The sequence below is a fragment of the Rhizobium sp. 05L429 genome (assembly GCF_056397645.1).
Map to the genome: position 1 here is coordinate 103,409 of NZ_JBFTNV010000003.1, position 26,407 is coordinate 129,815.

A 26,407-nucleotide genomic window follows, 5' to 3' on the forward strand; every position below is an offset into this window, starting at 1 on the left:
TTTACGCCGCATCGAGCGCCAGGGTGAGATCGGCAATAAGGTCGTCTGGATGTTCGATGCCGATCGACAGCCTGATCGTTGCATCAAGGACACCGATACGCTGGCGCACCTCGGCCGGCACGCCGGAATGCGTCATCGTCGCCGGATGCGATGCCAGGGATTCCGTTCCTCCGAGGCTGACGGCAAGCTTGAAGATTTTCAACGTGTTCAGGAACCGGAACGAGGCCGGTTGGCCGCCCTTGATATCGAAGGAAAATGTCGAACCGGCGCCGCTGCACTGGGCCGCGAATGTTCTGCCGACGGCGGAATCGGGATCGCTGTATGGCAGGTGGTGGATCGTCTCGACCTTGGGATGCTGCCTCAGGAAATCCGCCACCGCCTTCGCGTTGCTGTTGGCCCGTTCCATGCGGATCTGCAACGTTTCGAGTGAACGCCCGAGCATCCAGCATGAATGCGGATCGAGCTGCGTGCCGATAGCGCCGCGAAGCGCCTTCACCTGCTTGATGAGCGCCCGGTTGCCGAGTGCCGCCCCGGCGATCAGATCCGAATGGCCGCCGACATATTTGGTCAGGGAATAGAGGGAAATGTCCGCACCATGCCCGATCGGGCGCTGGAAAACCGGGCCGAGCAGAGTGTTGTCGCAGGCGACAATAGGCGTATGGCCCTGCTTCTGACCAATCGCATCGGCAATCCGCCGGATCATTGCGATGTCGACAAGGCTATTGGTCGGGTTTGCGGGCGTCTCGATGAGGATGACCGAGACATTGCCCTTGGCCATTGCTTCCTCGGCCGCGGCCCTTACCGAGACTTCGCTGACGCCATCGGCAAAACCGACGGCGGAAACGCCAAAATTGAGGAAGGTCTTGGCAAGTAATGTTTCCGTCCCGCCATAGAGCGGCTGTGAGTGGAGGATGGCATCTCCCGGACGGACGAAGGCAAGCAGGACCGTCGCGATGGCGGACATTCCCGATGAAAACACCGCGCCGCTCTCGGCTTGCTCGTAGACCGCCAGACGATCTTCGATGATCTCGCTGTTTGGATGATTGAAGCGCGAATAGACAAGGCCCGCGCCCTTACCTTCCGGCGGCTCCTTCCGACCCGAAACGTAATCGAAGAAATCGCGACCGTCTTCGGCGGAGTTGAAAACGAACGTGGACGTCAGGAAGACAGGCGGCTTGACCGCGCCTTCGGAGAGTTCGGGATCATACCCGTAGTTCAGCATCTGGGTTTCCGGATGCAGGGGATGATTGCCGATATGGGTTCTTGGAGGATGCGGTGCAGTCATGAAACGTCTCCCTCAATTAGCGGCTTCCGGCATCAATGTGCCCGCGCCTCACTAATATCTGGAGCGCTGCGGCGGCAGAGGAACACCCTTTGCAGATGGCCAGGCAAATTTGCTGAATAGGCTGGCTGGCTGGTGGAGTTGCGATACTGCAATTTCTTCGAAGGATGATCAACGTCAGCTCGCGCAGGCATCTCGGCAACGCGCTAAGGTTTCACGCTGTCGGGATGGGCGGCCTGAAAAGCTGGCAGTCTGCAGCACTTGCCATCAATATCGGTGATGCGCGTGAAGTCAGTTACGTCCACTCCCCAGCGGCGGGCATTGTAGACCTGGGGAACAAGACATAGGTCCGCCATCGTCGGTGTATCGCCGAAGCTGAACTCTCCATCGGCTCCGTCAATCATGGCTTCGAGCTTGCGAAGGCCATCCGTGATGAAATGCTTCATCCATTCCTCGCGGGCGCCGGTCTTGTCCGTTACGGTCATGAGATGCGCCACGACATGCGTGTTGCATATCGGATGTATGTCCATGGCGACCGCGTATGCGAAGGCGCGCACTTTCTGGCGATCGGCAATATCGGCTGGCAGTAGTCCGCATTCCGGCCGAAGCTCGGCCAGATACTCGATGATTGCCAGCGACTGGGTCAGAGTTTTCCCGTCGATCACCAATGTCGGCACGAACCCCTGCGGGTTGAGCGTCAGATATTCCGGCTTCTTGTGCGCTCCCTCCAACAAGTTGATGGACACTGTTTTGTAGTCGATCGCCAAGAGATTGAGCGCGATACGGACGCGATAGCTCGCCGATGACCTCCAGTAGTCGTAAAGAACGACCTCGTTCATCGCGGGCCAGCCTCCTTATATTTTTCGACCGTCTGCTCGATCGCCCCAAAGATCGAATGGCCGGCATCATCCTTCATCTCGATGCGAACCTGGTCCCCGAACTGCATGAATGGAGTCTTCGGCGACCCGGTTTTGATCGTCTCAATCATCCGTATCTCGGCGATGCATGAGTAGCCGTCCCCTCCGTCTTCGATGGGCTTGCCTGCTCCGCCGTCGAGCTTGTTGGAAACCGTTCCCGAACCGATAATCGTTCCAGCCGCCAGATTGCGGGTTCTGGCGGCATGGGCGATGAGTTGGCCAAAATCAAACGTCATGTCGACGCCGGCGTTCGCCTTGCCGAATGCCTTTCCGTTCACGCTCACAAGCAGCGGCAGGCACAGCTTGCCGCCATCCCACGCCTCTCCGAGCTCGTCCGGCGTCACCGCGACCGGAGAAAATGCCGATGCCGGCTTGGACTGGAAGAAACCAAATCCCTTGGCCAGCTCGTCCGGTATGAGACCGCGCAGGGACACGTCGTTGGCGAGCATTACCAGACGGATGGCATCGCGCGCAGCTTCCGGACCAGAACCCATGGCAACGTCGCCGGCGATGATGGCAATTTCGCCCTCCAGGTCGATCCCATAAGCTTCGTCAGCCACCACGATCGGGTCTCGCGGCCCGAGGAACCCGTCCGAACCACCTTGATACATCAGCGGATCGGTCCAGAAGCTCGCCGGCATCTCGGCACCCCGCGCCCTGCGGACCAGTTCAACATGGTTGAGATAAGCCGAACCGTCGGCCCATTGATATGCCCGCGGCAAGGGCGATGTGGCGTCGTGTTCGCGAAAGCGGATCGTCGGCTGGGCTCCTGTCTCGATACCTTCGGCAATCTGCGCGAGCCTCGGAGCAACGTGCTCCCAGTCATCGAGAGCCGCCTGCAATGTGCGGGCAATGTGACCGACTTCGGAACAACGGGTAAGGTCGCGGGAAACGATGACGAGCCGGCCGTCTCTCGTGGAGTCTTTCAACGTCGCAAGTTTCATGTCCCATTCCCGTGCCAAAGGATGCTTGGCCGATCTTCACCTGATGCCATCACTTGATACCGGGGGTCCCGTCGAACTTGCGTTCCAGGCCGTCCCAGCACTCCAGGTAGTTGTCCTGCAGCGTTTCAAGCTCGGCTGCGTATTTCGTCAATTGCTGGGGGTACCGGGTCTCGAACATGAAAGCCATGGTGTCATCCAGCTTCACCGGTTTGAGCTCGGAATTGGATGCCTTTTCGAAGGCGAGCGCGTCCGGCCCGTGGGCAAGCATCATGTTATGCAGGCTCATGCCGCCGGGGACAAAGCCCTCCTCCTTGGCGTCATACTGGCCATGGATCAGGCCCATGAACTCGCTCATGATGTTACGGTGGTACCAGGGCGGGCGGAAAGTGTGCTCGGCGACCAGCCAGCGGGGCGGAAAGATCACAAAATCGACATTCGCCGTGCCCGCATCTTCGGTGGGCGCAGTCAGCACCGAAAAAATCGACGGATCGGGATGATCAAAGCGGATCGCGCCGACGGGAGCAAACGTCCGCAAATCGTATTTGAAGGGGGCGTAGTTGCCGTGCCAGGCCACCACATCGAGGGGCGAGTGGCCGATATCCGTGACATAGAATTTGCCGCACCACTTCACATGAACGCGACAAGGCCTTTCCTTGTCCTCGAAAGCGGCGACAGGAGTCTTGAAGTCGCGTGGGTTCGCCAGACAGTTCGCGCCGATCGGTCCGCGATCCGGCAGCGTGAATTTCGCGCCGTAGTTCTCGCATATATATCCGCGCCAGACGGTCTGCTCGCCGTTGCGCAGGACCTTGAACATCATGCCGCGGGGGATGAGGCATATTTCCAGGGGCTCCACGTCCATGATGCCCATTTCGGTGAACACCCTGACGGCGCCGAGCTGCGGCACGATCAGCAGTTCACCATCGGCGTTGAAGAAGTAATCTTCGATCATATCGTCATTGAAGACGTAGGCGTGGGCTGACATGCCCACCTGGGTCGTGACATCGCCCGCCGTCGTCATTGTCCGCACACCCTGAAGAAACGTCAGCTTCTCGGTGGGTGTGGGAACGGGATTCCAGCGAAGCTGTCCCAGGGGAAGCGAATGCTCGTCCAGACAAGGTGCAGTCTTCCAGTGCGGATAGGAAGCGTTTGAGAAGCGGCTCGTGTGACGCACGCTCGGGCGGATGCGATAGAGCCAGGACCTTTCGTTCGTCCCGCGCGGGGCGGTGAACGGTGAACCGGAAAGCTGCTCCGCGTAGAGACCATAGTTGCATTTCTGGGGGCTGTTCTGGCCTTGTGGAAGAGCGCCCGGGAGTGACTCCGTCTCGAAGTCATTGCCGAAGCCCGGCATATACTTCAGTCTGTTTGCCGTCGTGGCTTCGCCGTCTGACGGCTGGATCGATGTCTGGTCCATGCTCAACTCCTCCCCGGAAACTCTGAGGCACCGCGCGTCTTCAGACGCGCGAGCTGACCCCGAGAGTTTACTCCGCCGCAGTACCGATAACACCACGCTTGATCTGATCGGCCTCGATCGACTCGAAGAGAGCACGGAAATTGCCTTCGCCGAAGCCCTCGTCGCCCTTGCGCTGGATGAATTCGAAGAAGATCGGGCCAATGACGGTCTTGGAGAAGATCTGCAGCAGGATTTTCGTCATGCCGCCATTCACCACGCCTTCGCCATCGATGAGGATGCCGTGCTTCTTCATGCGTTCGACAGGTTCGCTATGGCTGTTCACGCGTTCATAGGACATGTCGTAATAGGTTTCCGGCGGTCCCGGCATGAAACGCAGACTGTTATCGGCAAGTCTGTCAGTTGCCTCGTAGATATCCTCCGTTCCAACGGCAATATGCTGGATGCCCTCGCCTCTGTACTTCTTCAGATATTCTTCGATCTGGCTGGTGTCATCCTTCGATTCATTCAGCGGAATGCGGATCTTGCCGCAGGGCGACGTGATGGCGCGGCTTACCAGACCGGTGATGCGTCCATCGATATCGAAGAAGTGGATCTGCTTGAAATTGAACAGATTGCGGTAAAAATCCCACCACTTGTCCATATTGCCGCGGAAAACGTTGTGGGTGAGATGGTCGAGATAATAAAAACCGATCCCCTGGGGATGCGGGTTGGACTCGCCAAGCCAATCGAACTCGGCATCGTAGGCTGATCCCTTCGCACCATAGGTTTCGATGAAATAGAGCAGCGAGCCGCCAATGCCGACGATTGCCGGGACATCGAGCGCCTTGTCAGGCCCTTCATACGGGATGGCGCCTTTCGACACTGCGTGATCGAAGGCGTGTCTGGCGTCGACGACGCGCCATGCCATCGACGGGGCGCAGGGACCATGGGCTGCGACGAAACGAGCGGCATGACTGCCGGCTTCGGCGTTCAGGATATAGTTGATGTCCCCCTGGCGCCAGACGGTGATGTCTTTCGTCTTGTGCCTGGCGACTGGGACGTAGCCCATGCGTGTGAAGAGTTCGCGCAGCTTGTCGGGTTCAGGATGGGCGAATTCAACGAACTCGAAGCCGTCGGTGCCGGCCGGGTTGTCGGCGGTAATTTCCGAGGGCGGCGCATCATGCGGAAAAGGGCCCATTTTCTCCTCCTGGAACTGGAGTTTGCTTATGCAAAGTGTGGCCCAAAACGCATGCAAAGTTCTTGCATTCTTTATGCTCCGAGAAGATATTGTGCACGATCTGTGAGGATTTTCGGGATTTTGCGCAATGGATGAACAGCTCGATAAATTGGATTTACGTCTGCTGCAGGAACTTCAAAAGGACGGCCGGTTGACGAACAATGAGTTGGGGGAGCGGATTGCGCTTTCACCCTCGCAATGCTCGCGCCGGCGAACAAGACTGGAAGCTGAGGGATATATTTGCAGCTACCGGGCCTATCTGGATCAGCAGAAGCTGGGTCTGGATATGCTGGTGGTCATATCCGTGACGCTTGCCACCCACAACAGGGACAATGCCCGCAGATTCTCGCAACTGATCAACGGACTGCCGGAAGTTCTCGAAGCCTATGCGCTGACCGGTGAAATGGACTATCACCTGAAGGTAGCGACCCGCGGGCTCGCGGATCTCTCCAAATTCGTCAACGACGTTCTGCTGCCTCATGAGTCTGTGCAGCACGTGAAGACTTCGATCGTGCTCGATACACTGAAGACATTCGAAGGCTTTCCGATACACATGCCGGCTAGCTGGCATGGAGACAGCGCGCGGTGATCTGGCACCAAACGTCAGAGCGGCAGTTCGGTCGAGAATTTCAGCTCCCGCAGCACAAAGCTCGATACGACCGTGCGCACATGCGGGTTGCGCATGAGGTAGCGGGTCATGAAGGCTTCGTAGCTTTCCACGTCCCTCACCCTTATCTTCAGCATGTAATCGAAAGCGCCTGATAAGGCGTAGCATTCCATGATCTCCGGCCGCTCCAACACCACCGAAGCGAAAGACGCTACCGCCTCTTCGTGATGATCCTCCAGCGTTACATGCGCGATGACGCAGAGCTTGAGATCGAGTTTTCCAGGATCGAGCAGTGTCACACGCTTGCGGATGACGCCGTCGGCTTCCAGTTCTTGGATCTTCCGCCAGGCCGAGCTTTGTGACATGCCGGCCTTTTCAGCCAGGTCTGCCAGCGAAAGAGTGCCGTCAGCCTGGACGAGCTGCAGAAGCTTGCGGTGAAAATTCCCAGATTCTTTCATTCTTGGCGTCACATTCGGCAAGATTTTCCATCACTATGCCAATAGCCAGCATGAAAGAAAAGAAAATCCTCCAAACCTGGATCATAATGGCAGGAATAGCGCCGTGCATGGGAGGATCAGCCTATGACCAAGGAAAGCAGCTACACCGCCAAACTGCCCGGCCCGGACGGTTTATATGACTACATGCCTGATGAAGATGCGATCTGGGGTGAGCTCTACCGGCGTCAGATGAAGCTTCTCGCCGAGATGGCCTGCCGCGAATATCTTGATGGCGTCGAAATGCTGGGACTGAAGCCCGACAAGGTGCCGCAGCTTCTCGATGTGAACAGACGTCTGAACGAAACCACCGGCTTCGGGGTTGAAGGCGTGCCGGCGCTCATTCCACCCTCACGTTTTTATGAACTTCTGTCGCAAGGCAAATTCCCGCTCGCAACGTTCCTCCGCCGTCGCGAGCATATCGACTATATCGAGGAACCCGACCTGTTCCATGAGGTTTTCGGCCACTGCCCAATGCTCACCAACCAGAGCTATGCCAATTTCGTACGGCATTTCGGTGAAACTGCCGTCCACCTCGGCAAAGGCTATTCCTGGCATTTGTTCCGCATCTTCTGGTTTACCGTCGAATTCGGTCTGATTAACACACCAAAGGGCCGCCGCTGCTTCGGCGCAGGGATCGTCTCTTCGCCAAGCGAAGCAAAGGCGGCAATGGAAGGCAAGACGTGTGAATTTCGGCCGTTCGATCTGCTGAGCGTGCTGAGGACTCCGTACCGGATCGATATCCTCCAGCCGATCTACTACGTCATCGACAGCTTCACCGATCTTGAAGCGATCGTTGAGCAGGATATCGAAGGCATGATCCTCAAGGCAAAATCGCTGGGTGATTTTGCCCCCACTTTCGAAGCCAAAGCGTCGTGAATCGCTAATGGTATGACGGCTGCGACAATCGAGCTGAGGGCGACAGGCTATTCAGGCTTGGCAAGGCCACCCGAACTACGGCCGGCGCTTGAATGTATGGTCTTGCGTGGGAAATGTGCGGGAGCGAACCTCGCCAGCATAGGCGGCCGCCGCCACCCCGATCCTCTTTCCAAGCTCGTCGTACCGTTTGACGAAGCGCGGTGTGAAGTCGTTGAACAGTCCGAGCATATCGTCCGAAACCAGGATCTGGCCGTCGCAGGCGGCCGACGCACCGATTCCAATCGTTGGAACAGGGATAGCGCTCGTCACCTCGCGGGCAAATGTCTCAACCGTGCCCTCGATGACGACCGCAAAGGCTCCCGAGTTGCAGACGGCCTCCGCGTCACGCCGGATCGTCGCGACTTCTTCGTCGGAATGGCCCACGGATCGGTATCCACCTGCGGTATGAACCTGCTGCGGCATCAAGCCGATGTGGCCAAGAACTGGAACACCACGGGCGGTGAGGAAGGCGATTGTATCGGCCATCTCCTCGCCACCCTCAAGTTTGACCGCGTCGCAGCCGGTTTCCTGTAGAATGCGCACGGCATTGCGATAGGCCAGTTCTTTGGATTCCTGGTAACTGCCGAAGGGCATGTCGACGACGACACAGGATTTGGTGACCCCGCGTATGACCGCCTTGCCGTGCGCGACCATCATGTCGAGCGTCACCGCGACGGTGCTGTCCAGTCCATAGAGAACCATGCCGAGCGAATCTCCGACGAGCAGGAGATCGCAGTGTTCATCGAGCAGCCGCGCCATCGGTGTCGTGTAAGCCGTCAGGCATACGATCGGCGTTCCACCCTTCATCGCCCGGATTCGCGTGGGCGTCAGGCGCTTCGTGGAGTTCGCTGTACTCATTGCGCGTCTCCTGGTCCAGACGTAGCCTTTTTCACAATCACCCGGTTGTCGAGAAGCCTGGTCGTGCCGATCCGGACGAACAATGCGATCACCACCGGGACCTCGATTTTCGCGACATTCTGCAATGTCGAGGCGTCCCTCACAGCGACGACTTCCGGCTTTGCCAGAGGCTCACGGCTGATGAAGCCGGCAAGCTTCGCTTCAAGGACCTGCGGGTCAGTGAGGCCCTGAGCGACAAGGCGCTCCGCTTCGTCCAACGCGCGAGGGACGATGACCGCTGCGCGCCTTTCTTCCTCATTGAGATAGACGTTGCGAGAAGACAGCGCGAGCCCATCCATATCCCGGACTGTCGGCACGGAAACGACGCGCACCGGCAGCGCCAGATCGTCTACCATCCGTTTGATGACAACGACCTGTTGGTAATCCTTCTCGCCGAAATAGGCGTGCTTCGGCTGGACGATATTGAAGAGCTTGCTGACGACAGTGGCCACGCCGGCGAAATGCCCTGGTCGAACGGCGCCTTCGAGCTCGCATCCAAGCTCCGGCACATCAACCACGGTTTTCATCGGGCGTGGGTACATATCCTCGACGCCTGGCACAAAGAGAATGTCAACGCCTGCTTTTTCCAGCATCGTTTTGTCGCGTTCGAGATCACGCGGGTATCGGGTCAGATCCTCCGCCGGGCCGAACTGGAGTGGATTGACGAAGATCGAGGCAACGACGATTTCGTTTTCAGCGCGGGCTCGCGCGACAAGTTTCATATGTCCGGCATGGAGATAACCCATCGTTGGCACGAAGCCGACCGGCCCGCCTTTCGCCTTTGCTTCAGCAAGTGCTGCGCGCATCGCCTCAATGCTCGATAGGACCTGCATGTGCCCTCCCCGGCCACGGTCACGTTGGGGGCGGATACAGAATGCAAGCGGGGTCGCGCGTCAATGCCCCCTGTAGATAAAAACGATTAGATAAGAGCGGTTTTCTTAGCACCTGCTCTTGCCGCCGGGCACAATGAGACGGATTTCTCGCAACTGCGCCAAAGCTGGCGCAAGACGGCCCGCGCCTGTCTCGCCGGCCCCGACAGAACTGCTCAAGCTCGTCTGCCGCCTGCCGTTCGTATGGTTGCACAAATGTTAAGTCTGGAGCGCCCGTACCGGCCCTGTTGACTCGCGCAAGATAAGCTCAACCGGCCAAAGCTCGTGAATCTCCAGTGGCGAACGCCCGGCCAAAAGCTGCAGCACGAGATCGGCGCACCGCGTGCCTGCGGCGCGCATCGACGAGCGGGTCGCCGATAGCGACGGGACCATATTGTCGGCCGTCAAATAGGGAAAAACGTCATCGTGAGCGATAACCGAGACATCGCTGCCGATCTGAAGGCCGAGCGAACGCGCGGCTCGGTAAATGCCGAGCGCGGTCATCATGGACCCGGCGACAAACGCGGTAGGCGGCTTCGGTTGTTCGAGAAATGACCGTGCAAAGCGAAAACCGAGCTCGTCGGTGAAATTGCCGTTGGCAATCAATTGCGGATCGACTTCGATCCCATGGTGCTGCAGCGCGCGGCGATAGCCGATGTCGCGATGCAGCGCATAGGTCGCTCCCTGGCGGCCATTGATCATCGCAATCCTGGTATGACCAAGATCGATCAGATGCGAGGTCGCACGACACACGGCCCCTTCATTGTCGATATCGAGCCACGGGTGCGGCACGTCGATGTCAGACCGGCCATGAACGAGAAACGGCATTCCCAGCTCGTTCAGTAGCGCGATGCGCTGGTCATTGGGTCGAGGCGAGTGAACGATGATCGCATCCACCCGCTGGCTTTCCGCCAGCCGCCTATAAAGTTGCATCTCTGCATCATATTCGGGATTAGCCATCGGAATGACCAGAATGTCGGTGTCTTCCGTGACAAGACGCTCCGCCATGCCGGCCATGAATTCCGCGAAATGGAACTCGCCTGCTCGCCCCATGACAACGCCAATGGCACCGACCCGCCCGGTTTTCAGCCTTACCGCATTGACGTTCGGCCGATAGCCCATTCGCACCGCTTCCTGAACGACACGGGCGCGCGTCACTTCGCTCACCTCGGGATAGCCACTGAGCGCACGGCTGACGGTCGTTGGGGACAGTCCAAGTTGTTTTGCGAACTCTTTGAGTTTCATAGACCGAATTGACTTTCATCGCCTGCGCTGCCGGGGATCTATACCATCGGCGGCGCAATTTCCACATTCTACGCCGTCGACTATATTTTCTCAAATCGATTTCAATTTTAATTGCCCTCTTGTACGCAACCCGAAATCAAAGAAATCGCAATATTCAGGATACTCATTGATTTCAAACAGTATTCTGCATCTGTACACAAGCAACACTGTCGATCGAGCCCCTCTCTTGACATGATATCCGCCTTCTGACAGTTTTTTGCAGCCAAATCGATTTCAATTTGGTCCTTGGGAGGAGAAAATGAAGTTTTGCTTTACAGCGGCCGCGGTTGCGGCCGCGCTCATTGGCGCGACCGTATCGTCCTATGCCGCCGAGATCAGCATCTCGGCGAGTTCCACCGGCAAGAACCTCGATCTGTTCCGCAAGCAGCTCGATGTTTTCGAGAAGACGACTGGCAATAAGGTCAAGATCGTCACCATGCCGTCCTCGTCGACGGAGCAGTTTTCGCAGTATCGTCTCTGGCTTGCAGCCGGCAACACTGATGTCGATGTCTACCAGACGGATGTTATCTGGGCCCCACAGTTGGCCGACCAGTTCGTCGATCTGAAGGATGCCACCAAGGATGTCGTCGGCGACTTCTTCCCGGCAATCGTCGCATCGCAAACCGTGAACGGCCGCCTGGTTGCAATGCCGCTTTATACGGACGCTCCGGCGCTCTTCTATCGCAAGGATCTGCTTGAGAAATACGGCAAGCAGCCGCCGAAAACCTGGGACGAGATGGAGGCAACCGCCAAGGAAATCCAGGAGAAGGAGCGCGCCGCCGGCCAGAAGGATCTCTGGGGTTACGTCTTCCAGGGCAATGCCTATGAAGGCCTGACCTGCAATGCGCTGGAATGGGTCAAGTCCTCGGGTGGCGGCCAGATCATCGAGACCGATGGCACGATTTCCATCAACAATGAAAAGGCTGCGGCAGCTCTCGATCGCGCCAAGGGCTGGATCGGCACGATTTCACCGAGCGGTGTGCTTGCCTATCAGGAAGAAGAATCCCGTGGTGTCTGGCAGACAGGCAACGCGGTCTTCATGCGCAACTGGCCCTATGCCTATGCGCTTGGAAACGGCCCTGACAGTCCGGTCAAGGGCAAGTTCGACGTGACGACCCTTCCGGTTGCCGCCGAAGGCGACAAGCCTTCTTCGGCGCTCGGGGGCTGGAATCTCGCCGTGTCGAAATATTCGAAGAGCCCCGATGCAGCGATCGAACTCGTCAAGTTCCTGACCTCGAAGGATAGCCAGAAGCAGCGCGCCATCGAGCTTTCCAACCTGCCGACGCTGTCGGCGCTCTATGACGACAAGGACATTGCTGCTGCGCAGCCTTTCATGCCGAACTGGAAGCCGATCTTCGAAAATGCAGTGCCGCGCCCGTCGGCTGTTGCGAAGGTCAAATACAACGAGGTTTCCGCGAAGTTCTGGACCGCCGTGCACAACACGCTCTCCGGTAGCGGCTCTGCGGAAGAAAACCTCGAGCTTCTTGAAGCCGATCTGACGACGCTTGAGGGCGGCGCCTGGTGAAAGACCGATACGGCAGCGGCGGACCTTCCGTCGCTGCCGTTCCCGACAACGCCTTTGTCGATCGTCTCATGAAGCGGATACCCCATGAGTGAAGTTGCAGTCTCCCAAAACCTGAGGACGGGCGCTTTCGCCAAGCCCACTTCGTCCGACCTGCGCTCCGAGCGGGTTCGTTCCGCTTGGATGTTTTTGGCGCCGACCCTGTTGATCCTCGCGATCGTTGCCGGCTGGCCGCTGTTTCGCACCATCTACTTCAGCTTCACCAACGCATCGCTGACGAACCTCGGCGATGCGAAGTTTGTGGGCTTCGACAATTACCTCTCCTGGGTCACCCTGAAGAGCGGCCGCACCGTTTACAGGGGACTTCTTGCCGATCCCGCGTGGTGGGGTGCGGTCTGGAATACGGCAAAGTTCACGCTATTGTCCGTGACGATCGAAACCGCGCTCGGCCTCATCGTCGCCCTCGTATTGAATGCCCAGTTCGTTGGGCGTGGCATCGTGCGCGCCGCGATCCTCATTCCCTGGGCGATCCCGACCATTGTCTCGGCCAAGATGTGGGCCTGGATGCTCAACGACCAGTTCGGTATCCTGAACGACATCCTTCTCAGCCTCGGGCTTATCAGCCAGAAGATCGCATGGACCGCAGATCCCGATACCGCGATGATTGCCGTTCTGATCGTCGACGTCTGGAAGACGACACCCTTCATGGCCCTGCTGATCCTGGCCGCTCTGCAGATGGTTCCGGCAGATATTTACGAAGCCGCCAAAATCGACGGGATCAACCCGATTAAGGTATTCTGGCGCCTGACGCTCCCGCTGGTGCGCCCGGCGATCATGGTCGCGGTAATCTTCCGCATGCTCGATGCGATGCGCATCTTCGACCTGATCTACGTGCTGACGCCCAACAACGCCCAGACAAAGACGATGTCGGTCATGGCGCGTGAAAACCTTTTCGACTTCGACAAGTTCGCCTATGGCGCAACAGCCTCGACCGTTCTCTTTCTCATCATCGCGTCGGTCACCGTGCTCTACATTTGGATCGGCCGCGTCAATCTCGGGGGTGGTGAACGCTGATGTTGCTTACAGCCACAAAGAACACCCTCTTCTATCTTCTGGTTGCCGTTATCGTCATCATCGCGGTCTTCCCGTTCTACTACGCGATCCTCACAAGCTTTAAAGCCGGCACAGCCCTCTTCGAGGTCAATTACTGGCCGACTTCGATCTCGCTCGAAAACTATAGAGGTGTGTTGACGACGGGCAGCTTCATACGCAGCCTCGGCAATTCACTGCTCATTGCCTGCCTCGTGGTCGCCGCCTCGCTGCTGCTCGCAGTGACCGCATCCTACGCGCTTGCCCGGGTGCATTTCAGGGGTCGGGCACTCTTGATGCTGACCATCCTGTCCGTGTCGATGTTTCCGCAGATCGCCGTGCTGGCGGGGCTTTTCGAACTCATCCGCTGGATCGGCATCTTCAACACGCCGTTTGCGCTGATCTTCTCCTATATGATCTTCACCCTGCCCTTCACTGTTTGGGTGCTGACCACTTTCATGCGGGATCTGCCGATCGAAATCGAGGAAGCGGCGATCGTCGATGGCGCATCCCCTTGGGTCATCATCACGAAAGTGTTCATGCCGTTGATGTGGCCGGCCTTGGTCACCACCGGCCTGCTCGCTTTCATCACGGCCTGGAATGAATTCCTGTTCGCCCTGACCTTCACATCATCGGATGCCCAACGAACGGTACCGGTGGCAATCGCTCTGCTTTCGGGCGGAAGTCAGTTCGAAATCCCCTGGGGCAACATCATGGCGGCATCGGTCATCGTCACCGTGCCCGTCGTCATCCTTGTTCTGATTTTTCAACGCCGGATTATTTCCGGGCTGACGGCCGGCGGCGTCAAAGGCTGAGGAAAGCGAGATATGGCACAGATTAGGCTCGATAATATCCGCAAGAGCTTCGGCGCATTCGAAGTCATCAAGGGTGTGACCATGGACATCCGTAGGGGCGAGTTCATGGTCTTCGTCGGCCCGTCCGGTTGCGGCAAATCCACCTTGCTGCGACTGATCTCGGGACTGGAGGATATATCTTCCGGCACGCTCTCCTTCGACGGCGAACCCGTCAACCGTCTTTCCCCGTCCAAACGCGGCATCGCGATGGTCTTTCAGTCCTACGCGCTCTATCCGCACATGACGGTCTACGAAAACATGGCCTTCGGCATGAAGCTGTCCGGCCGGACCAGGGAAGAATGCAAGGCACGCGTCGAACAGGCAGCCGGCATGCTTCAGCTTTCGCCCTATCTGGAACGCCTGCCGCGCCAGCTTTCGGGCGGCCAACGCCAGCGCGTGGCTATCGGCCGCGCCATCGTTCGTGACCCGAAGGTCTTCCTGTTCGACGAACCCTTGTCGAACCTGGATGCGGCTCTTCGCGTCGCCACACGGCTGGAGATCGCCAAGCTTCACCGCGGCATGCATGACACGACGATGATCTATGTCACCCACGATCAGGTCGAGGCCATGACACTGGCCGACCGCATCTGCGTGCTGCGCGACGGCGTCGTCGAACAGGTCGGAACACCGATCGAGCTCTACGAGACCCCGAACTCCATTTTCGTCGCCGGTTTCATCGGTTCGCCGAAGATGAATTTCCTCTCCGGACCTTTCGCGGCTCCCTATGACACCCACACAATCGGGGTGCGGGCCGAACATATCGAGTTTAGAGATCAGGATCCTGCCTGGACCGGCACCGTCATCCATTCAGAGATCCTCGGCTCGGACAGCTTCGTCTATCTCGACATCGGCTCGGCCGAACCGCTTACCGTTCGCGAGACCGGCGTATCGAGCCACCAGCCCGGCCAGCAACTGGGCGTGTCGCCGCTCAAGGAGCGCATTCATCGCTTCGACCAATCCGGACGCGCGCTCGAAAGGGTTCCTTTCAAGGGCGCAGCCTGACCACCAACCACATAAACAGGATCTGACCGTTTCCCATCGGCTCCGGTCCGCTATTCGCTGTGAAGGAGCAGAAACGTGTCTATTCGCACCATCGTCTGGGGTGAAAACATCCATGAGACAACCAACGAGATCGTCCGGGGCATCTACCCTGAGGGCATGCACACGACCATTGCCAAGGCGCTGAACACCGACCCGGCGATTTCCGCGACGACCGCCACGCTGCAGGAGCCCGAGCATGGGTTGACGGAGGCCCGGCTTGACGAGACCGACGTCCTGACCTGGTGGGGCCATAAGGATCATGGCGCCGTCTCCGACGAAGTCGTCGAGCGTGTCGCCAAGCGGGTGTGGGAAGGCATGGGCCTGCTCGTGCTGCATTCCGGCCATTTCTCGAAGATCTTCAAGCGTCTGATGGGCACGCCCTGTGCGCTGAAATGGCGCGAGGCGGGTGAACGCGAGCGGCTGTGGACGATCAATCAGCGCCATCCGATCGCTGCCGGTATCGGCGAGCATTTCGAGCTGGAGAACGAAGAGATGTACGGCGAGCAGTTCTCCGTGCCGGAGCCACTGGAAACGGTGTTCATCTCCTGGTTCCAGGGTGGCGAAGTCTTCCGCTCCGGCCTGACCTGGCGCCGCGGTGCCGGCAATATCTTCTATTTCCGCCCCGGCCATGAAACCTACCCGACCTATCACGATGCCAACGTGCAGAAGGTGCTGATCAACGGCGTCAAGTGGGCCTATAACCCCGAGGGTGCATTGAAGAGCATCACCGATGCTCCAAATGTGCCGGTAGAAAAAGCACTGGAGCCGATCGTCGAGCGCGGCCCGAGACTGCACCAGGCCGGCGAAGCCGGTTACCGCTGAGGAGAACAGCAATGCGTCTACTCGTTCTCGGCACAGGCGTCATGGCCAAAAACCAGGTTGCCAACTTCCTTGCCATCGATGGCGTGGAAGTGGTCGGCGCCGTCGATACGGACCGGGCCCGGCTCGATGAGTTCGCCGATCATTTCAGCATTGAAAAACGCTTCAGCACGCTCGACGAAGCAATCGCCTGGGACAAATTCGATGCGGCGACGAATGTGACGCCCGACCGTATCCACCACGCGACCAGCCTCGCGCTGATTGCCGCCGGCAAGCACGTCTTCTGCGAAAAGCCGCTGGCGGAGAATTATGCGCACGCGCTCGAGATGACCGAAGCTGCAGAGGCAGCCGGGGTCATCAACATGGTGAACCTCACCTATCGCAACGTTGCTCCCCTGCAGCGCGCCCGCGAGATGGTGCTATCAGGCGAACTCGGCACCATCCGTCATGTTGAAGCCTCTTACCTGCAGAGCTGGCTGGTTTCGCGTGCCTGGGGCGACTGGCGCACGGAATCGCGCTGGCTGTGGCGCCTGTCCACCGGTCACGGTTCGAACGGCGTGCTCGGCGATGTCGGTATCCATATCCTCGACTTCGCAGCCTATGGCGCTGCGACCGACATCGATCACGTCTTTGCGCGGCTCAAGACCTTCAACAAGGCGCCGGGTGGCCAGATCGGCGAGTATATGCTGGATGCCAATGACAGCTTCACTATGTCGGTCGATTTCGCCAATGGCGCGCTCGGTGTCATCCATGCGACCCGCTGGGCGACCGGCCATTTGAACGAGCTGAAGCTGCGCATCTACGGCGAGAGGGGCAGCCTCGAAGTCACTCATCGTCCGGACGGCTCGGATCTTCGCGGCTGTTTCGGCGACGACATTGAAAGCGCCACCTGGCGTGATATCGAGGTGCCGACGGTGCTGACCAACTATCAGCGCTTTGCCGAAGCGGTCAGGACCGGGAAACAGGACGATCCCACCTTCCGCCATGCCGCCAACCTGCAGAAGGTCATCGACCTCGCGATTGTGTCGGAGAAAGAACGTCGGGAGTTCAATCTGCTGGCTTCCGATAACTTGGAAGGCACGGCCGGCCAGGAGCTTGAAAGCGAGGCGGACGATCAGGGTCCGGCGCTGGCACTCGTTGTCTGACGGCATGGTGAAACATAGAAGGCCCGCGTGATCGGGCCTTCTTCGAGCCAACAGCTCCCTCTGCTTATCCATGGCAGAGGGCGGGCGCTCGCTCCGGATGGCGCAAACGGCACCCACGCGATCTTTGCTTGCCGCGGTATATAACCACGGCAGACAAGGCGGGCTTCCTAAGCGGCCTTAACAGGCGCGCTCACGCCACGATAGGCAATGAGATCCTCGATCGTGATCAGGTGGAGGCCGTGCCGTTCGGCAAACCGCTCGAGATCGGGCAGGCGCGCCATCGTGCCATCGTCATTGGCCACTTCGCAGATGACGCCCGACGGCGACAGGCCGGCAAGCCTAGCGAGATCGACAGCCGCCTCGGTATGGCCGGGGCGAGAAAGCACGCCGTTCGGATGCGCTCGCAGCGGGAAGATATGTCCGGGCCGCGCAAAATCCTCGGGGCGAGAATTCTTACCGATGAGCGCGCGAACCGTCGCGGCGCGGTCAGCCGCGGAAATACCGGTCGTCGTTTCAGGGATATAGTCAACCGACACGGTGAAAGCTGTCTTCAAGAGTTCGGTATTGTTGGGAACCATCTGCGGGATCTGCAGTTCGTCCAGCCGTTCGCCTTCCATTGCGACGCAGATGAGGCCGCGGGCGTAATTCATCATGAAGGCGATTGCCTGCGGAGTGATTGCTTCCGATGCGATGACGAGGTCACCCTCGTTTTCCCTGTCGCGATCGTCGACGACGACCACGATCTCGCCGCGTGCAATTGCGGCGATCCCATCTTCGATTTTAGAAATTGCCATTTCTCTGCCTTTCAAGGGTTAGCCGCAACGCGCGACATCCATGGCCTGTCAAAGGCCACCATTTTCCCTTGGGCGAACAAGCATATGAAACGCCGCGTGCCGAGCGGCGTCCTCTACGTTGCTCTCTTCCATCCGGACTATGACCGTCGGCTCCGGCATCTCACCGGATCTGCTGACCCTTCGCTTTCACGAAGGCGCTCGCGGGCTCCGAGTTGCCTCGATACCGCCGGTGGGGAATTACACCCCGCCCTGAGAACATTTCTTAGATAAATGATGAATGCCTCGTTCGGCAAGAGGTTGGGCGAAAATCACCGCTCGAGAATTGTCTCGTATAGGTGAAAGCACCGTTCCCTATTGTCGAACAAAGCTATGACATGATCAGGCCGCCATCGACATTGATGGTCTGGCCGGTGATATAGGCCGCGTCGTCGCTCGCAAGGAAGGTGACGAGGCCGGCGACATCTTCGCCCGATCCGGCACGCTTCATCGGTATTCCCTCGACCCATTCCTTCATGAGTTCGCCGGGGCCGTAGTTGCCGAGCAGCTTGCCCCATGCCTGGTCGTTATAGGCCCACATGTCGGTTTCGATGATGCCGGGGCAGAACGCGTTGACGGTAATGCCGTTGGTCGCGACTTCCTTGGCAAGGCTCTGGGTAATGCCGACAACGCCCATCTTCGACGCGGCATAATGCGGCGTATAGATGAAGCCGTCGCGTGCCTGGCCGGAGGCGGTGTTGATGATGCGACCGCCGCGGCCATGCTTGCGCATGCGGGCAATCGCTTCCTGGGCGCAGAGGAACACGCCCTTGGTGTTGACCGCCATGACCTTGTCCCACTCGCCCTCAGTCATATCCTCGATGCGGGCAATGGTGATGACACCGGCATTTTGAATGGAGACATCAACGGCGCCGAAGGCCTGTTCGGCAGCGTCATAAAGAGCCTTGACGCTTGCCTTGTCGGTGACGTCGCCAACGAAGGAGATAGCTTTGCCGCCATCGACCTTGATCTGCTCGGCGACGGCATGCACGCTCTCCTCATTGGCGGAGACGACGAGATTGGCGCCCTCGCGCGCAAAGCGTTTGGCAATCGCCGCACCGATGCCGCGGCTTGCGCCGGTAATGACGACAGTCCTGTTTTCGAAGCGTTGCATTCTCTTTTCCTTTCACGGTGCCGGCGAGTGCGGCGCCGATCCAAGAAACCGGCCGCGCTTACCCGCTCACTTAGACTTCAAACGGCTGCAGAAATAATCGCGGCGAATTCCGATGCCTTCAGCGAAGCGCCGCCAACCAGCGCGCCGTCCACATTGCGAATCTTGAAGATCGAAGCCGCATTCGACGCCTTGACCGAGCCGCCATAGAGGATCTTGACTGAATGGCCGTCGTTCCCCAGCCGATCTGCGAGCATCTGCCGGATCGCGGCATGGACCTCCTCGATCTGTTCGTTGGTCGGCACCAATCCGGTTCCTATCGCCCATACGGGCTCATAGGCGACGACGAGATTTGCGCTCGTCGCTGCCTCGGGAATGGATTCTCTCAACTGCTCGCCAACCACTTCGATCGCCCGTCCCTCGTCACGCTCATGTCGCGTTTCACCGACACAGACGATCGCGATCAAGCCCGCTTGGTGAGCGGCAACTGCCTTTGCAAGGACGATTTCATCATCTTCGCCGTGAGACACACGGCGCTCGGAATGTCCGAGGATGACATAACGCGCGCCAATATTGGCGAGCATTTCGGCAGAGACGTCGCCCGTATGGGCACCTGACTGCTGCGCATGACAATCCTGCGCGCCGATGACCAGTTTCGAATCCTTAACCCGCGCCACTGCGCGATCAATCAGCGTGAAGGGCGGGCAGACGACGATATCGCACGTCGCACTGCCCGTTAGTCCCTTCAGCGCCTCGATCTCAGCTTGGGAGGAGATGAGACCGTTCATTTTCCAATTGCCTGCGATCAGCTTGCGCATGGCATCACCAGCAGCAGAAGCCGCCGTCGACGAGCAGATCGACGCCCGTCACGAAGCTCGCGGCATTCGACAGCAGAAAGACAGCCGGACCGACCATCTCGTCGACACTGGCCATTCGCTGCATCGGCGTCTGTTCCTCGAAGAGCTTGGTCTGATGCACCATTTCGGGCCGGGTGTTCATCGGCGTTGCGGTATAGCCCGGCGAGATCGTGTTGACGCGGATGCCGCGCCCGACCCACTCCATGGCGAACGACTTCGACATATGGATCACGCCCGCCTTCGAGGCATTGTAATGGGCCTGGCTCAAACCGCGATTGACGATAACGCCCGACATGGAGGCGATGTTGACGATCGACCCGCGGCCGTTCTTCAACATGGCCCGCGCTTCGGCCTGGCAGGAGAGGAAAACGCCCTTCAGGTTGATGTCCATCAGCGTCTGATACTGATCCTCTTCCATCTCCTCGGCGGGATTGGCATTGGCGATACCGGCGGCATTGACAGCAAGCGAGAGCGCACCGAGATCGGCTTCGGTGCGGGCGACGGCATCCGCCAGAGACGACTTGCTGGTCACATCGGCTGCAATCTCGATCGATCGACGGCCGGCAGCCCTGATATGGCCGGCAGTATTGGCAAGGCCGTCATCGCTACGGCGGTCGAGAAGCGCGACGTCAGCACCGCACTGGGCGAGACCGATGGCGATCCTCTGCCCGATGCCGCTGCCGGCACCCGTCACGATGGCGACCTGGCCGCTGAGATCAAATAGTTTCGGTGCGTTCAGAGAGATGTCGGACACCGCTCTTCCTTTCTGTCTTTGCTTAGATTGTCGCCAGTTCCATGACCGAGACGTCGTTCGCCTCGTCACGCTTCAGAATGCCTGCCTGCTTGCCCTGAGCCAGCACGAGAATGCGGTTTGATACGCCGAGAACCTCCTCGAGGTCGGAGCTTACGACAATGACCGCGACACCCTGCTTGGCGAGGTTGACGATGATGTCGTAGATGCCGGCGCGGGCTCCGACATCGATGCCGCGCGTCGGTTCGTCCAGCACCACGACCTTGGGATCACGCATCAGCCATTTGGCGATGACGACCTTCTGCTGGTTGCCGCCCGAGAGATCGGAAGCAAACTGCTCCGCACGCCCCTTGACGCCGAACTTCGCCACTGCCTTTTCGGCGAAAACGCGCTTCACGTTCGAGGTGAGCCAGCGCCCGCCAAGCTTGTCGAGATTGGCGTAGATGATGTTCTCGCTGATCTTGTGCGCGACGACGAGGCCCTGCTCCTTGCGATCTTCCGGAACCATCACGATGCCCCTGGCGATCGCATCCGCTGGGCTGCGCAGCTTCAGAGCCTCACCGTCCAGCTTGATCGAGCCGCCGCTGATTGGATCGGCACCGGAAATCGCCCTTACAAGCTCGGTGCGGCCGGCGCCGACGAGGCCAGCAATGCCAAGGATTTCGCCGGCATGGACGTCAAAGCTCACATCGCGGAAGGAATCGTCCGGCGACGTCAGGCCAGACACCTCAAGCACGGACCGGCTGGTCGGCTCGGGAAGTGTCGGAAACAGGCGATCGAGCGACCGACCGACCATGCTTTCGACGATTGTGCGCACCGGCGTCGAGCTGTCGGCAAATTCATGGACGCGCTCTCCGTCGCGAAGCACGACGATGCGATCGGTGATCTTTTTGATCTCCTCCATACGGTGGGAGATGTAGATGATGCCCACGCCCTCGGCGCGGAGCTTGCGCACCTGCTCGAACAGGGCTTCCGTCTCCGCCCCACCAAGGGCTGCAGTCGGCTCGTCGAGGATCAGGAGTTTTGCATTAAGCGCCAGCGCCTTGGCGATCTCGATGAGCTGCTGGTTGGCGGTCGAGAGACCGGCGACCTTTCGGGTCGCGGGAATATGCAGGTTCAGCCGTGCGAGCTGTTCCTGGGCGCGGCGAACCATCTGGGCGCGGTCGACCACGCCGTTCTTCATCGGCCATCGACCGATGAAGACATTTTCGGCGATGGAAAGATGCGGCAGGAGCTGCAATTCCTGGTGGATCAGCACGACGCCCTTGTCGATCGCCTCGCGTGGAGCGGCCGGGGCATAAGGCTGCCCCAGCCATGTCATCGTGCCCTCGGACGGTGTGCGTGATCCGGCAATAATGCCTGACAGTGTCGACTTGCCAGCGCCGTTTTCGCCGAGAAGTGCCACCACCTCGCCGGGATAGACGTCCAGGTCCACATTTTTCAGAACCTGCAGCAGTCCGTAGCGCTTGGATATGCCCCTCAGGGAAAGAACCGGCTCGGTCACAGCACACCTCCTCGAGATTTCGACTGATTACGGATGGTTGGCGATGAAGCCTGCCACGTTTTCCTTGGTCGTCAGCGTGGCGTCCATCAGTTGGACCGGCGGCACCTTTTCCTTGGCAGCGAGCTTGACCGCGTTCTCCACCGCATCGCGGCCCATCTTCTGCGTCTGCTGTGTCGCGGTTACGTCGAACACACCCTTGCTGAGGGCCTCAAGTGCAGCGGTGTCGCCATCAAAACCACCGACCACGATCTTTTGCGATGGATTGGCGACCTTGATCGCCTGAGCCGCACCGAGCGCCAGTCCATCTGCCTGGGCGAAGACGATCGAGACATCCGAATTGGACTGGAGCATGTTCTGCATGATCTGGAAGCCCTCGTCCTGGCTCCACATGTTGGAATATTGCTCGGCGACGACGCTCACGTCCGGATAGGCCTTCAGGGATTCCTGGCACCCCTTGGTGCGGTCCAGTTCAGGCGTGGTGCCCTTCTGGCCATGGATGATGACCATCTTGCCCTTGCCGCCAGCTTCCTTGAGGATGTAGTCGCAAACCGCCTTGGCGGAGGCGACGGAATCGGTCGCCAGGAAGGTATCGCCCGGAGCGCCTTCAGCATTGCGGTCGACGTTGACGACCGGAATGCCGGCCTGCTTTGCAAGCTTGACCGGCACACTGGCTGCAGCAGCGCCTGCCGGGATGTAGATCAGTGCGTCGATATTCTGGGTCAGCAGGTCCTGGATCTGGTTGACCTGGGTCGGGCCATCGCCCTTGGCGTCGACGGTGAGGACCTCGATGCCACGCTTCTTGGCTTCGGCTTCGACGGACTGCTTGATCTGGTTGAAGAAGTTCGCCTGCAGATTGGCGACGGCAAGGCCGAGTTTCTTGACTTCGGCCGCCTGAACGGATCCGAGGCTGAGGCCAAGCAGGGCGGCAGACGCGAGCAGAGTGCGCGCAAATTTCATGTCAGTTCCTCCATTGTTAGTGAACCCTTGGGTATCCTCCCCCTCGGGCAATAGATCCGCTCCAAACCCTTCGGAGAGGAATTTCTTCAGGCCCGCATCCTCTGCAGCCTAGCGATCAGGCGGCCCGCCGCTTGCGGATCGTTTCGGCACCGACCGCGAGAACGATGACGACGCCGATGATGACCTGTTGCAGGAAAGGCGACACGTTGAGAAGGTTGAGGCCGTTGCGCAGCACGCCGATAATCAGGACGCCGATCAGTGTGCCGCCGATGCCGCCAGCGCCTCCCGACAGAGACGTTCCGCCGATGACGACGGCCGCGATCGTGTCCAGCTCGTAGCCGAAACCACTGGACGGCTGAACCGAGTCCAGACGGGCAGCAAGAACGATGCCGGCAAGACCTGCAAGGACGGCACTCGCCATGTAGACGAGAATAGTCACAAGCTGGACATTGATGCCGGCAAGACGGGCAACTTCGGGATTGCCGCCGACTGCATAGAGCATGCGGCCTTCTGCGCGGAAGTGCAGGAAAACCCAGGCAGCGGCGACGACAGCCAGCATCAGGAAGACGGTTGCGGTCAGAATGCCGAAATGGCGGTCAATGGCCAGCATCATGAACCAGTCGGGGAAGCCGACGATCTGCTGGCCGTCGGTGATCATGTTCGCCACGCCGCGCGCGGCCGACATCATCGCAAGCGTCGCGATAAAGGCAGGCACCCTGAACCAGGTGACCATGATGCCGACGATCAGGCCGCTGATCATCGAGGCAATGAGCGCCACGACGATGCCTACGCCGAGCGGCAGGCCGGCGACATTCGCTGTCCAGCCCATCACCATCATCGCAAGCGCCAGAACCGAACCGACCGAGAGATCGATGCCGCCAATCAGGATCACGAAGGTCATGCCAACAGCCATAATGCCGAGCACGGTGATCTGGTCGAGAATGTTCAAACCATTGCGGACGGAGAGAAATGCATCAGTGCTGAAGGTCAGGAAGAAGCAGAGCAAAAGCAATCCGATCAGCGGACCGGTCGCTCCCGTGAGCTTGCTGACCCACGTGCCCGATGGACGGCTCTGTTCATTAACGTCGATCGCCACCATCGTTCCTCCCTGAAGACTAAGGCCGGCAGCCAATATTTCACCAAGCAAGAATAAATATTCATGCCTGCTGGAAAATTCATTAACAACTTGCCTTAGCACTGTCAACCGGCTTTTCGGATGAAAGCTAGAGCATTATGACTAATAAGGGGCTTGACTAAGACGTCGCCTGTGCAAAAATATAAACACATGAATATTTATGCACAAGAGGAAATGATGGAGCCTTCCGAACTTGAACGTGTTGCTCGCCAGATCCGTCTGCGCGACCTTCAGGCCGTATACGAGGCAGGCGCCGGCCATATCGGTGGCGAGATGTCGGTGATCGATCTGCTCACGGCGCTGTACTTCCGCGTGCTGCGTGTCTGGCCAGACCAGCCGAAACACCCCGATCGCGACAGGTTCGTGCTGTCGAAGGGCCATACGGCCTGTGCGCTCTATGTTGTGCTTGCCAAGCGCGGCTTCATTCCGGAAGAGGAAATCTCAACCTTCCTGAAGCCATATTCCCGGCTGAACGGCCATCCGAACTGCAACAAGGTGCCGGGCGTCGAAACCAACACCGGGCCGCTTGGACACGGGCTGCCGGTCGCTATCGGCATGGCGAAGGCCGCGAAACTCTCGGGCGCGAAGTACCACACCTACGTCATCACCGGTGATGGCGAGATGCAGGAAGGCTCGAACTGGGAAGCCATCATGGCGGCATACCAGTTCCGTCTGGACAATCTGACGCTGATCATCGACCACAACAGGTTCCAGCAGGGTGCCTCGCTCTCGGACACCAACGATCTCGCCCCCCTTCGCCCCAAGCTCGAAGCCTTCGGCTGGGAGGTCAGTGAAATCAACGGCAACGACATGCACGCGATCGTGCCCGCTCTCGAGCATCGTTCCGACCGTCCTCATTGCATCGTGGCGCACACCAATAAGGGCCACGGCATCTCGTTCATGCAGGATCGGGTCGACTGGCATCACAAGGTTCCGAGCAAGGAACAATATGAAACCGCATTGGCAGAACTGTCGGAGGCACTCTAATGAACGCGCCCGTAAACCCACCGAAGCTCTATGACTGCCGCGATGCCTTTGCCGCGACGCTCGAACGCCTGGCAACCGAGAATGAAACCATCGTCGCCGTCTGCAACGACTCGGTCGGCTCCTCCAAGCTTGGCGGTTTCAAGTCGAAATTTCCCGACCGCCTCGTCAATGTCGGCATCGCCGAGCAGAACATGGTCGGCGTCGGCGCGGGTCTCGCCAATGGCGGACGACTGCCCTATGTCTGCGCCGCCTCACCGTTTCTGACCGGCCGGTCGCTGGAGCAGATCAAGGCCGACATTTCCTACTCCAATGCCAACGTCAAGCTCGTCGGCATTTCCTCAGGCATGGCTTACGGCGAACTCGGCCCGACCCATCATTCGATCGAGGATTTTGCCTGGATCCGCGTCCTGCCGAATCTGCCCGTGATCGCGCCGTGCGACCGGATCGAGACTGCCGCCGCCGTTGAATGGGCAGCAAGCTACAATGGTCCCTGCTTCCTGCGCCTGTCGCGCGTCGGCGTTCCGGATCTGCTGCCCGAAGGCCACAAGTTCGAAGTCGGCAAGGCGAACCTGCTGCGCGAAGGCTCCGATGTCACTCTTATTGCCAACGGCACGCTGACCCACCGCATGGTGAAGGCGGCCGAAATCCTTGCCGCGCGCGGCATCAAGGCGCGCGTGCTGAACATGGCGACCGTTCGTCCGATCGACGAAACCGCCATCATCGCCGCAGCCCACGAGACTGGCGCGATCGTAACGGCGGAAGAGCACTCGATCTTCGGCGGCCTCGGTTCCGCCGTCGCCGAAGTGGTGGTCGACAACGCCCCTGTACCGATGAAGCGTCTCGGCGTTCCCGGCGTCTACGCGCCGACGGGATCCGCCGAATTCCTCCTCGACGAATTCGGCATGGCGCCGGCGGCGATCGCCGATGCGGCCCAGGCGCTGATCAAGCGCAAATAATCTGATAGCA

The 26,407-nt window shown here is 59.2% G+C and carries 26 protein-coding genes and 1 riboswitch; of the genes, 10 read left to right on the top strand and 16 right to left on the bottom strand.

Annotation, left to right across the window (positions count from 1 at the left end; all coding sequences use genetic code 11):
- Window position 1: 1 nt before the first annotated feature.
- The 5 genes from AC1DNW_RS03775 to hppD all read right to left on the bottom strand — a co-directional run bounded on the left by AC1DNW_RS03775 (window position 2) and on the right by hppD (window position 5,731).
- Complete coding sequence (locus tag AC1DNW_RS03775) at window positions 2–1,285, bottom strand: cystathionine gamma-synthase family protein (RefSeq protein ID WP_477851946.1); 1,284 nt, start codon at window positions 1,283–1,285, stop codon at window positions 2–4.
- A 203-nt stretch (window positions 1,286–1,488) separates the two neighbouring features.
- Entirely contained in the window at window positions 1,489–2,121 is a 633-nt protein-coding gene (gene maiA / locus AC1DNW_RS03780; protein ID WP_477851947.1) for a maleylacetoacetate isomerase, read from the bottom strand.
- Window positions 2,118–3,143, bottom strand: a complete 1,026-nt coding sequence (locus AC1DNW_RS03785; RefSeq protein ID WP_477851949.1) for a fumarylacetoacetate hydrolase family protein — start codon at window positions 3,141–3,143, stop codon at window positions 2,118–2,120. The genes maiA and AC1DNW_RS03785 overlap by 4 nt, the downstream gene beginning before the upstream one ends.
- Before the next feature lie 49 nt (window positions 3,144–3,192).
- Entirely contained in the window at window positions 3,193–4,554 is a 1,362-nt protein-coding gene (gene hmgA / locus AC1DNW_RS03790; protein ID WP_477851950.1) for a homogentisate 1,2-dioxygenase, read from the bottom strand.
- A 67-nt stretch (window positions 4,555–4,621) separates the two neighbouring features.
- Window positions 4,622–5,731, bottom strand: a complete 1,110-nt coding sequence (gene hppD, locus AC1DNW_RS03795; protein WP_477851952.1) for a 4-hydroxyphenylpyruvate dioxygenase — start codon at window positions 5,729–5,731, stop codon at window positions 4,622–4,624.
- A gap of 127 nt (window positions 5,732–5,858) precedes the next feature.
- Here hppD and AC1DNW_RS03800 point away from each other — a divergent pair, with 127 nt between their 5' ends.
- Window positions 5,859–6,359 (top strand): Lrp/AsnC family transcriptional regulator, encoded by a 501-nt coding sequence (locus AC1DNW_RS03800; RefSeq protein ID WP_477851953.1) that lies wholly within the window; start codon window positions 5,859–5,861, stop codon window positions 6,357–6,359.
- A 14-nt stretch (window positions 6,360–6,373) separates the two neighbouring features.
- Here the strand turns inward: AC1DNW_RS03800 and AC1DNW_RS03805 are convergent, their stop codons facing one another.
- On the bottom strand, window positions 6,374–6,835 hold the full coding sequence (locus tag AC1DNW_RS03805; RefSeq protein WP_477851954.1) for an Lrp/AsnC family transcriptional regulator: 462 nt from the start codon (window positions 6,833–6,835) through the stop codon (window positions 6,374–6,376).
- Between the two features lie 123 nt (window positions 6,836–6,958).
- Here AC1DNW_RS03805 and AC1DNW_RS03810 point away from each other — a divergent pair, with 123 nt between their 5' ends.
- Window positions 6,959–7,750 carry a phenylalanine 4-monooxygenase gene (locus AC1DNW_RS03810; RefSeq protein ID WP_477851955.1) on the top strand — a complete coding sequence of 264 codons (792 nt, stop codon included), beginning with the start codon at window positions 6,959–6,961 and terminating at the stop codon, window positions 7,748–7,750.
- Between the two features lie 75 nt (window positions 7,751–7,825).
- Here AC1DNW_RS03810 and panB read toward each other — a convergent pair whose 3' ends face one another.
- The 3 genes from panB to AC1DNW_RS03825 form a co-directional block, all read right to left on the bottom strand.
- Complete coding sequence (gene panB / locus AC1DNW_RS03815) at window positions 7,826–8,647, bottom strand: 3-methyl-2-oxobutanoate hydroxymethyltransferase (RefSeq protein WP_477851957.1); 822 nt, start codon at window positions 8,645–8,647, stop codon at window positions 7,826–7,828.
- The gene (gene panC / locus AC1DNW_RS03820; protein WP_477851958.1) at window positions 8,644–9,519 is read right to left on the bottom strand and encodes a pantoate--beta-alanine ligase; all 876 of its coding nucleotides are present in this window, start codon (window positions 9,517–9,519) and stop codon (window positions 8,644–8,646) included. Before panC ends, panB begins: the two co-directional genes overlap by 4 nt.
- A 255-nt stretch (window positions 9,520–9,774) precedes the next feature.
- Window positions 9,775–10,800, bottom strand: coding sequence for a LacI family DNA-binding transcriptional regulator (locus tag AC1DNW_RS03825; protein WP_477851959.1), 1,026 nt, complete (start codon window positions 10,798–10,800; stop codon window positions 9,775–9,777).
- A gap of 298 nt (window positions 10,801–11,098) precedes the next feature.
- Here AC1DNW_RS03825 and AC1DNW_RS03830 point away from each other — a divergent pair, with 298 nt between their 5' ends.
- From AC1DNW_RS03830 to AC1DNW_RS03855, 6 genes are all read left to right on the top strand, one after another.
- A complete protein-coding gene (locus tag AC1DNW_RS03830; RefSeq protein ID WP_113310564.1) occupies window positions 11,099–12,364 on the top strand; it encodes an ABC transporter substrate-binding protein in 1,266 nt (421 codons plus the stop codon).
- 84 nt (window positions 12,365–12,448) lie between these two features.
- Entirely contained in the window at window positions 12,449–13,435 is a 987-nt protein-coding gene (locus tag AC1DNW_RS03835; protein WP_113507200.1) for a carbohydrate ABC transporter permease, read from the top strand.
- Window positions 13,435–14,265, top strand: a complete 831-nt coding sequence (locus tag AC1DNW_RS03840; protein ID WP_477851961.1) for a carbohydrate ABC transporter permease — start codon at window positions 13,435–13,437, stop codon at window positions 14,263–14,265. The genes AC1DNW_RS03835 and AC1DNW_RS03840 overlap by 1 nt, the downstream gene beginning before the upstream one ends.
- A gap of 12 nt (window positions 14,266–14,277) precedes the next feature.
- Window positions 14,278–15,306 (top strand): ABC transporter ATP-binding protein, encoded by a 1,029-nt coding sequence (locus tag AC1DNW_RS03845; RefSeq protein WP_115037597.1) that lies wholly within the window; start codon window positions 14,278–14,280, stop codon window positions 15,304–15,306.
- A 75-nt stretch (window positions 15,307–15,381) separates the two neighbouring features.
- A complete protein-coding gene (locus AC1DNW_RS03850; RefSeq protein WP_477851963.1) occupies window positions 15,382–16,167 on the top strand; it encodes a ThuA domain-containing protein in 786 nt (261 codons plus the stop codon).
- 11 nt (window positions 16,168–16,178) lie between these two features.
- Entirely contained in the window at window positions 16,179–17,309 is a 1,131-nt protein-coding gene (locus AC1DNW_RS03855; RefSeq protein WP_477851964.1) for a Gfo/Idh/MocA family protein, read from the top strand.
- A 167-nt stretch (window positions 17,310–17,476) separates the two neighbouring features.
- Here AC1DNW_RS03855 and ribB read toward each other — a convergent pair whose 3' ends face one another.
- From ribB to AC1DNW_RS03890, 7 genes are all read right to left on the bottom strand, one after another.
- A complete protein-coding gene (gene ribB / locus AC1DNW_RS03860) occupies window positions 17,477–18,103 on the bottom strand; it encodes a 3,4-dihydroxy-2-butanone-4-phosphate synthase (protein ID WP_477851965.1) in 627 nt (208 codons plus the stop codon).
- A 116-nt stretch (window positions 18,104–18,219) separates the two neighbouring features.
- A riboswitch (FMN riboswitch) is annotated at window positions 18,220–18,364 on the bottom strand.
- A 106-nt stretch (window positions 18,365–18,470) separates the two neighbouring features.
- Window positions 18,471–19,253, bottom strand: a complete 783-nt coding sequence (locus tag AC1DNW_RS03865) for a glucose 1-dehydrogenase (RefSeq protein ID WP_113308952.1) — start codon at window positions 19,251–19,253, stop codon at window positions 18,471–18,473.
- A 77-nt stretch (window positions 19,254–19,330) separates the two neighbouring features.
- A complete protein-coding gene (gene tpiA, locus AC1DNW_RS03870; protein ID WP_113308951.1) occupies window positions 19,331–20,068 on the bottom strand; it encodes a triose-phosphate isomerase in 738 nt (245 codons plus the stop codon).
- A gap of 4 nt (window positions 20,069–20,072) precedes the next feature.
- Window positions 20,073–20,861, bottom strand: a complete 789-nt coding sequence (locus AC1DNW_RS03875) for an SDR family oxidoreductase (protein ID WP_477851966.1) — start codon at window positions 20,859–20,861, stop codon at window positions 20,073–20,075.
- Between the two features lie 22 nt (window positions 20,862–20,883).
- Entirely contained in the window at window positions 20,884–22,362 is a 1,479-nt protein-coding gene (locus tag AC1DNW_RS03880) for a sugar ABC transporter ATP-binding protein (RefSeq protein WP_477851968.1), read from the bottom strand.
- A gap of 27 nt (window positions 22,363–22,389) precedes the next feature.
- Complete coding sequence (locus AC1DNW_RS03885; RefSeq protein ID WP_113298805.1) at window positions 22,390–23,319, bottom strand: sugar ABC transporter substrate-binding protein; 930 nt, start codon at window positions 23,317–23,319, stop codon at window positions 22,390–22,392.
- A 115-nt stretch (window positions 23,320–23,434) separates the two neighbouring features.
- A complete protein-coding gene (locus tag AC1DNW_RS03890) occupies window positions 23,435–24,418 on the bottom strand; it encodes an ABC transporter permease (protein WP_477851969.1) in 984 nt (327 codons plus the stop codon).
- A gap of 213 nt (window positions 24,419–24,631) precedes the next feature.
- On the opposite strand from AC1DNW_RS03890, the gene AC1DNW_RS03895 reads away from it, so the two are divergent.
- On the top strand, window positions 24,632–25,441 hold the full coding sequence (locus tag AC1DNW_RS03895) for a transketolase (RefSeq protein ID WP_113308962.1): 810 nt from the start codon (window positions 24,632–24,634) through the stop codon (window positions 25,439–25,441).
- Entirely contained in the window at window positions 25,441–26,397 is a 957-nt protein-coding gene (locus AC1DNW_RS03900; protein WP_115037610.1) for a transketolase family protein, read from the top strand. The genes AC1DNW_RS03895 and AC1DNW_RS03900 overlap by 1 nt, the downstream gene beginning before the upstream one ends.
- Window positions 26,398–26,407 lie beyond the last annotated feature (10 nt).

Excerpts from the sequence above, each read along its gene's own strand:
- AC1DNW_RS03830 (WP_113310564.1), top strand. The coding sequence starts at position 11,099 with ATGAAGTTTTGCTTTACAGCGGCCGCGGTTGCGGCCGCGCTCATTGGC.
- panB (WP_477851957.1), bottom strand. The coding sequence starts at position 8,647 with ATGAGTACAGCGAACTCCACGAAGCGCCTGACGCCCACGCGAATCCGG.
- hppD (WP_477851952.1), bottom strand. The coding sequence starts at position 5,731 with ATGGGCCCTTTTCCGCATGATGCGCCGCCCTCGGAAATTACCGCCGAC.
- AC1DNW_RS03890 (WP_477851969.1), bottom strand. The coding sequence starts at position 24,418 with ATGGTGGCGATCGACGTTAATGAACAGAGCCGTCCATCGGGCACGTGG.
- panC (WP_477851958.1), bottom strand. The coding sequence starts at position 9,519 with ATGCAGGTCCTATCGAGCATTGAGGCGATGCGCGCAGCACTTGCTGAA.
- AC1DNW_RS03865 (WP_113308952.1), bottom strand. The coding sequence starts at position 19,253 with ATGCAACGCTTCGAAAACAGGACTGTCGTCATTACCGGCGCAAGCCGC.
- ribB (WP_477851965.1), bottom strand. The coding sequence starts at position 18,103 with ATGGCAATTTCTAAAATCGAAGATGGGATCGCCGCAATTGCACGCGGC.
- AC1DNW_RS03825 (WP_477851959.1), bottom strand. The coding sequence starts at position 10,800 with ATGAAACTCAAAGAGTTCGCAAAACAACTTGGACTGTCCCCAACGACC.
- AC1DNW_RS03785 (WP_477851949.1), bottom strand. The coding sequence starts at position 3,143 with ATGAAACTTGCGACGTTGAAAGACTCCACGAGAGACGGCCGGCTCGTC.
- AC1DNW_RS03895 (WP_113308962.1), top strand. The coding sequence starts at position 24,632 with ATGGAGCCTTCCGAACTTGAACGTGTTGCTCGCCAGATCCGTCTGCGC.
- AC1DNW_RS03840 (WP_477851961.1), top strand. The coding sequence starts at position 13,435 with ATGTTGCTTACAGCCACAAAGAACACCCTCTTCTATCTTCTGGTTGCC.
- AC1DNW_RS03855 (WP_477851964.1), top strand. The coding sequence starts at position 16,179 with ATGCGTCTACTCGTTCTCGGCACAGGCGTCATGGCCAAAAACCAGGTT.
- hmgA (WP_477851950.1), bottom strand. The coding sequence starts at position 4,554 with ATGGACCAGACATCGATCCAGCCGTCAGACGGCGAAGCCACGACGGCA.
- maiA (WP_477851947.1), bottom strand. The coding sequence starts at position 2,121 with ATGAACGAGGTCGTTCTTTACGACTACTGGAGGTCATCGGCGAGCTAT.
- AC1DNW_RS03775 (WP_477851946.1), bottom strand. The coding sequence starts at position 1,285 with ATGACTGCACCGCATCCTCCAAGAACCCATATCGGCAATCATCCCCTG.
- AC1DNW_RS03835 (WP_113507200.1), top strand. The coding sequence starts at position 12,449 with ATGAGTGAAGTTGCAGTCTCCCAAAACCTGAGGACGGGCGCTTTCGCC.
- tpiA (WP_113308951.1), bottom strand. The coding sequence starts at position 20,068 with ATGCGCAAGCTGATCGCAGGCAATTGGAAAATGAACGGTCTCATCTCC.
- AC1DNW_RS03805 (WP_477851954.1), bottom strand. The coding sequence starts at position 6,835 with ATGAAAGAATCTGGGAATTTTCACCGCAAGCTTCTGCAGCTCGTCCAG.
- AC1DNW_RS03810 (WP_477851955.1), top strand. The coding sequence starts at position 6,959 with ATGACCAAGGAAAGCAGCTACACCGCCAAACTGCCCGGCCCGGACGGT.
- AC1DNW_RS03845 (WP_115037597.1), top strand. The coding sequence starts at position 14,278 with ATGGCACAGATTAGGCTCGATAATATCCGCAAGAGCTTCGGCGCATTC.
- AC1DNW_RS03900 (WP_115037610.1), top strand. The coding sequence starts at position 25,441 with ATGAACGCGCCCGTAAACCCACCGAAGCTCTATGACTGCCGCGATGCC.
- AC1DNW_RS03800 (WP_477851953.1), top strand. The coding sequence starts at position 5,859 with ATGGATGAACAGCTCGATAAATTGGATTTACGTCTGCTGCAGGAACTT.
- AC1DNW_RS03885 (WP_113298805.1), bottom strand. The coding sequence starts at position 23,319 with ATGAAATTTGCGCGCACTCTGCTCGCGTCTGCCGCCCTGCTTGGCCTC.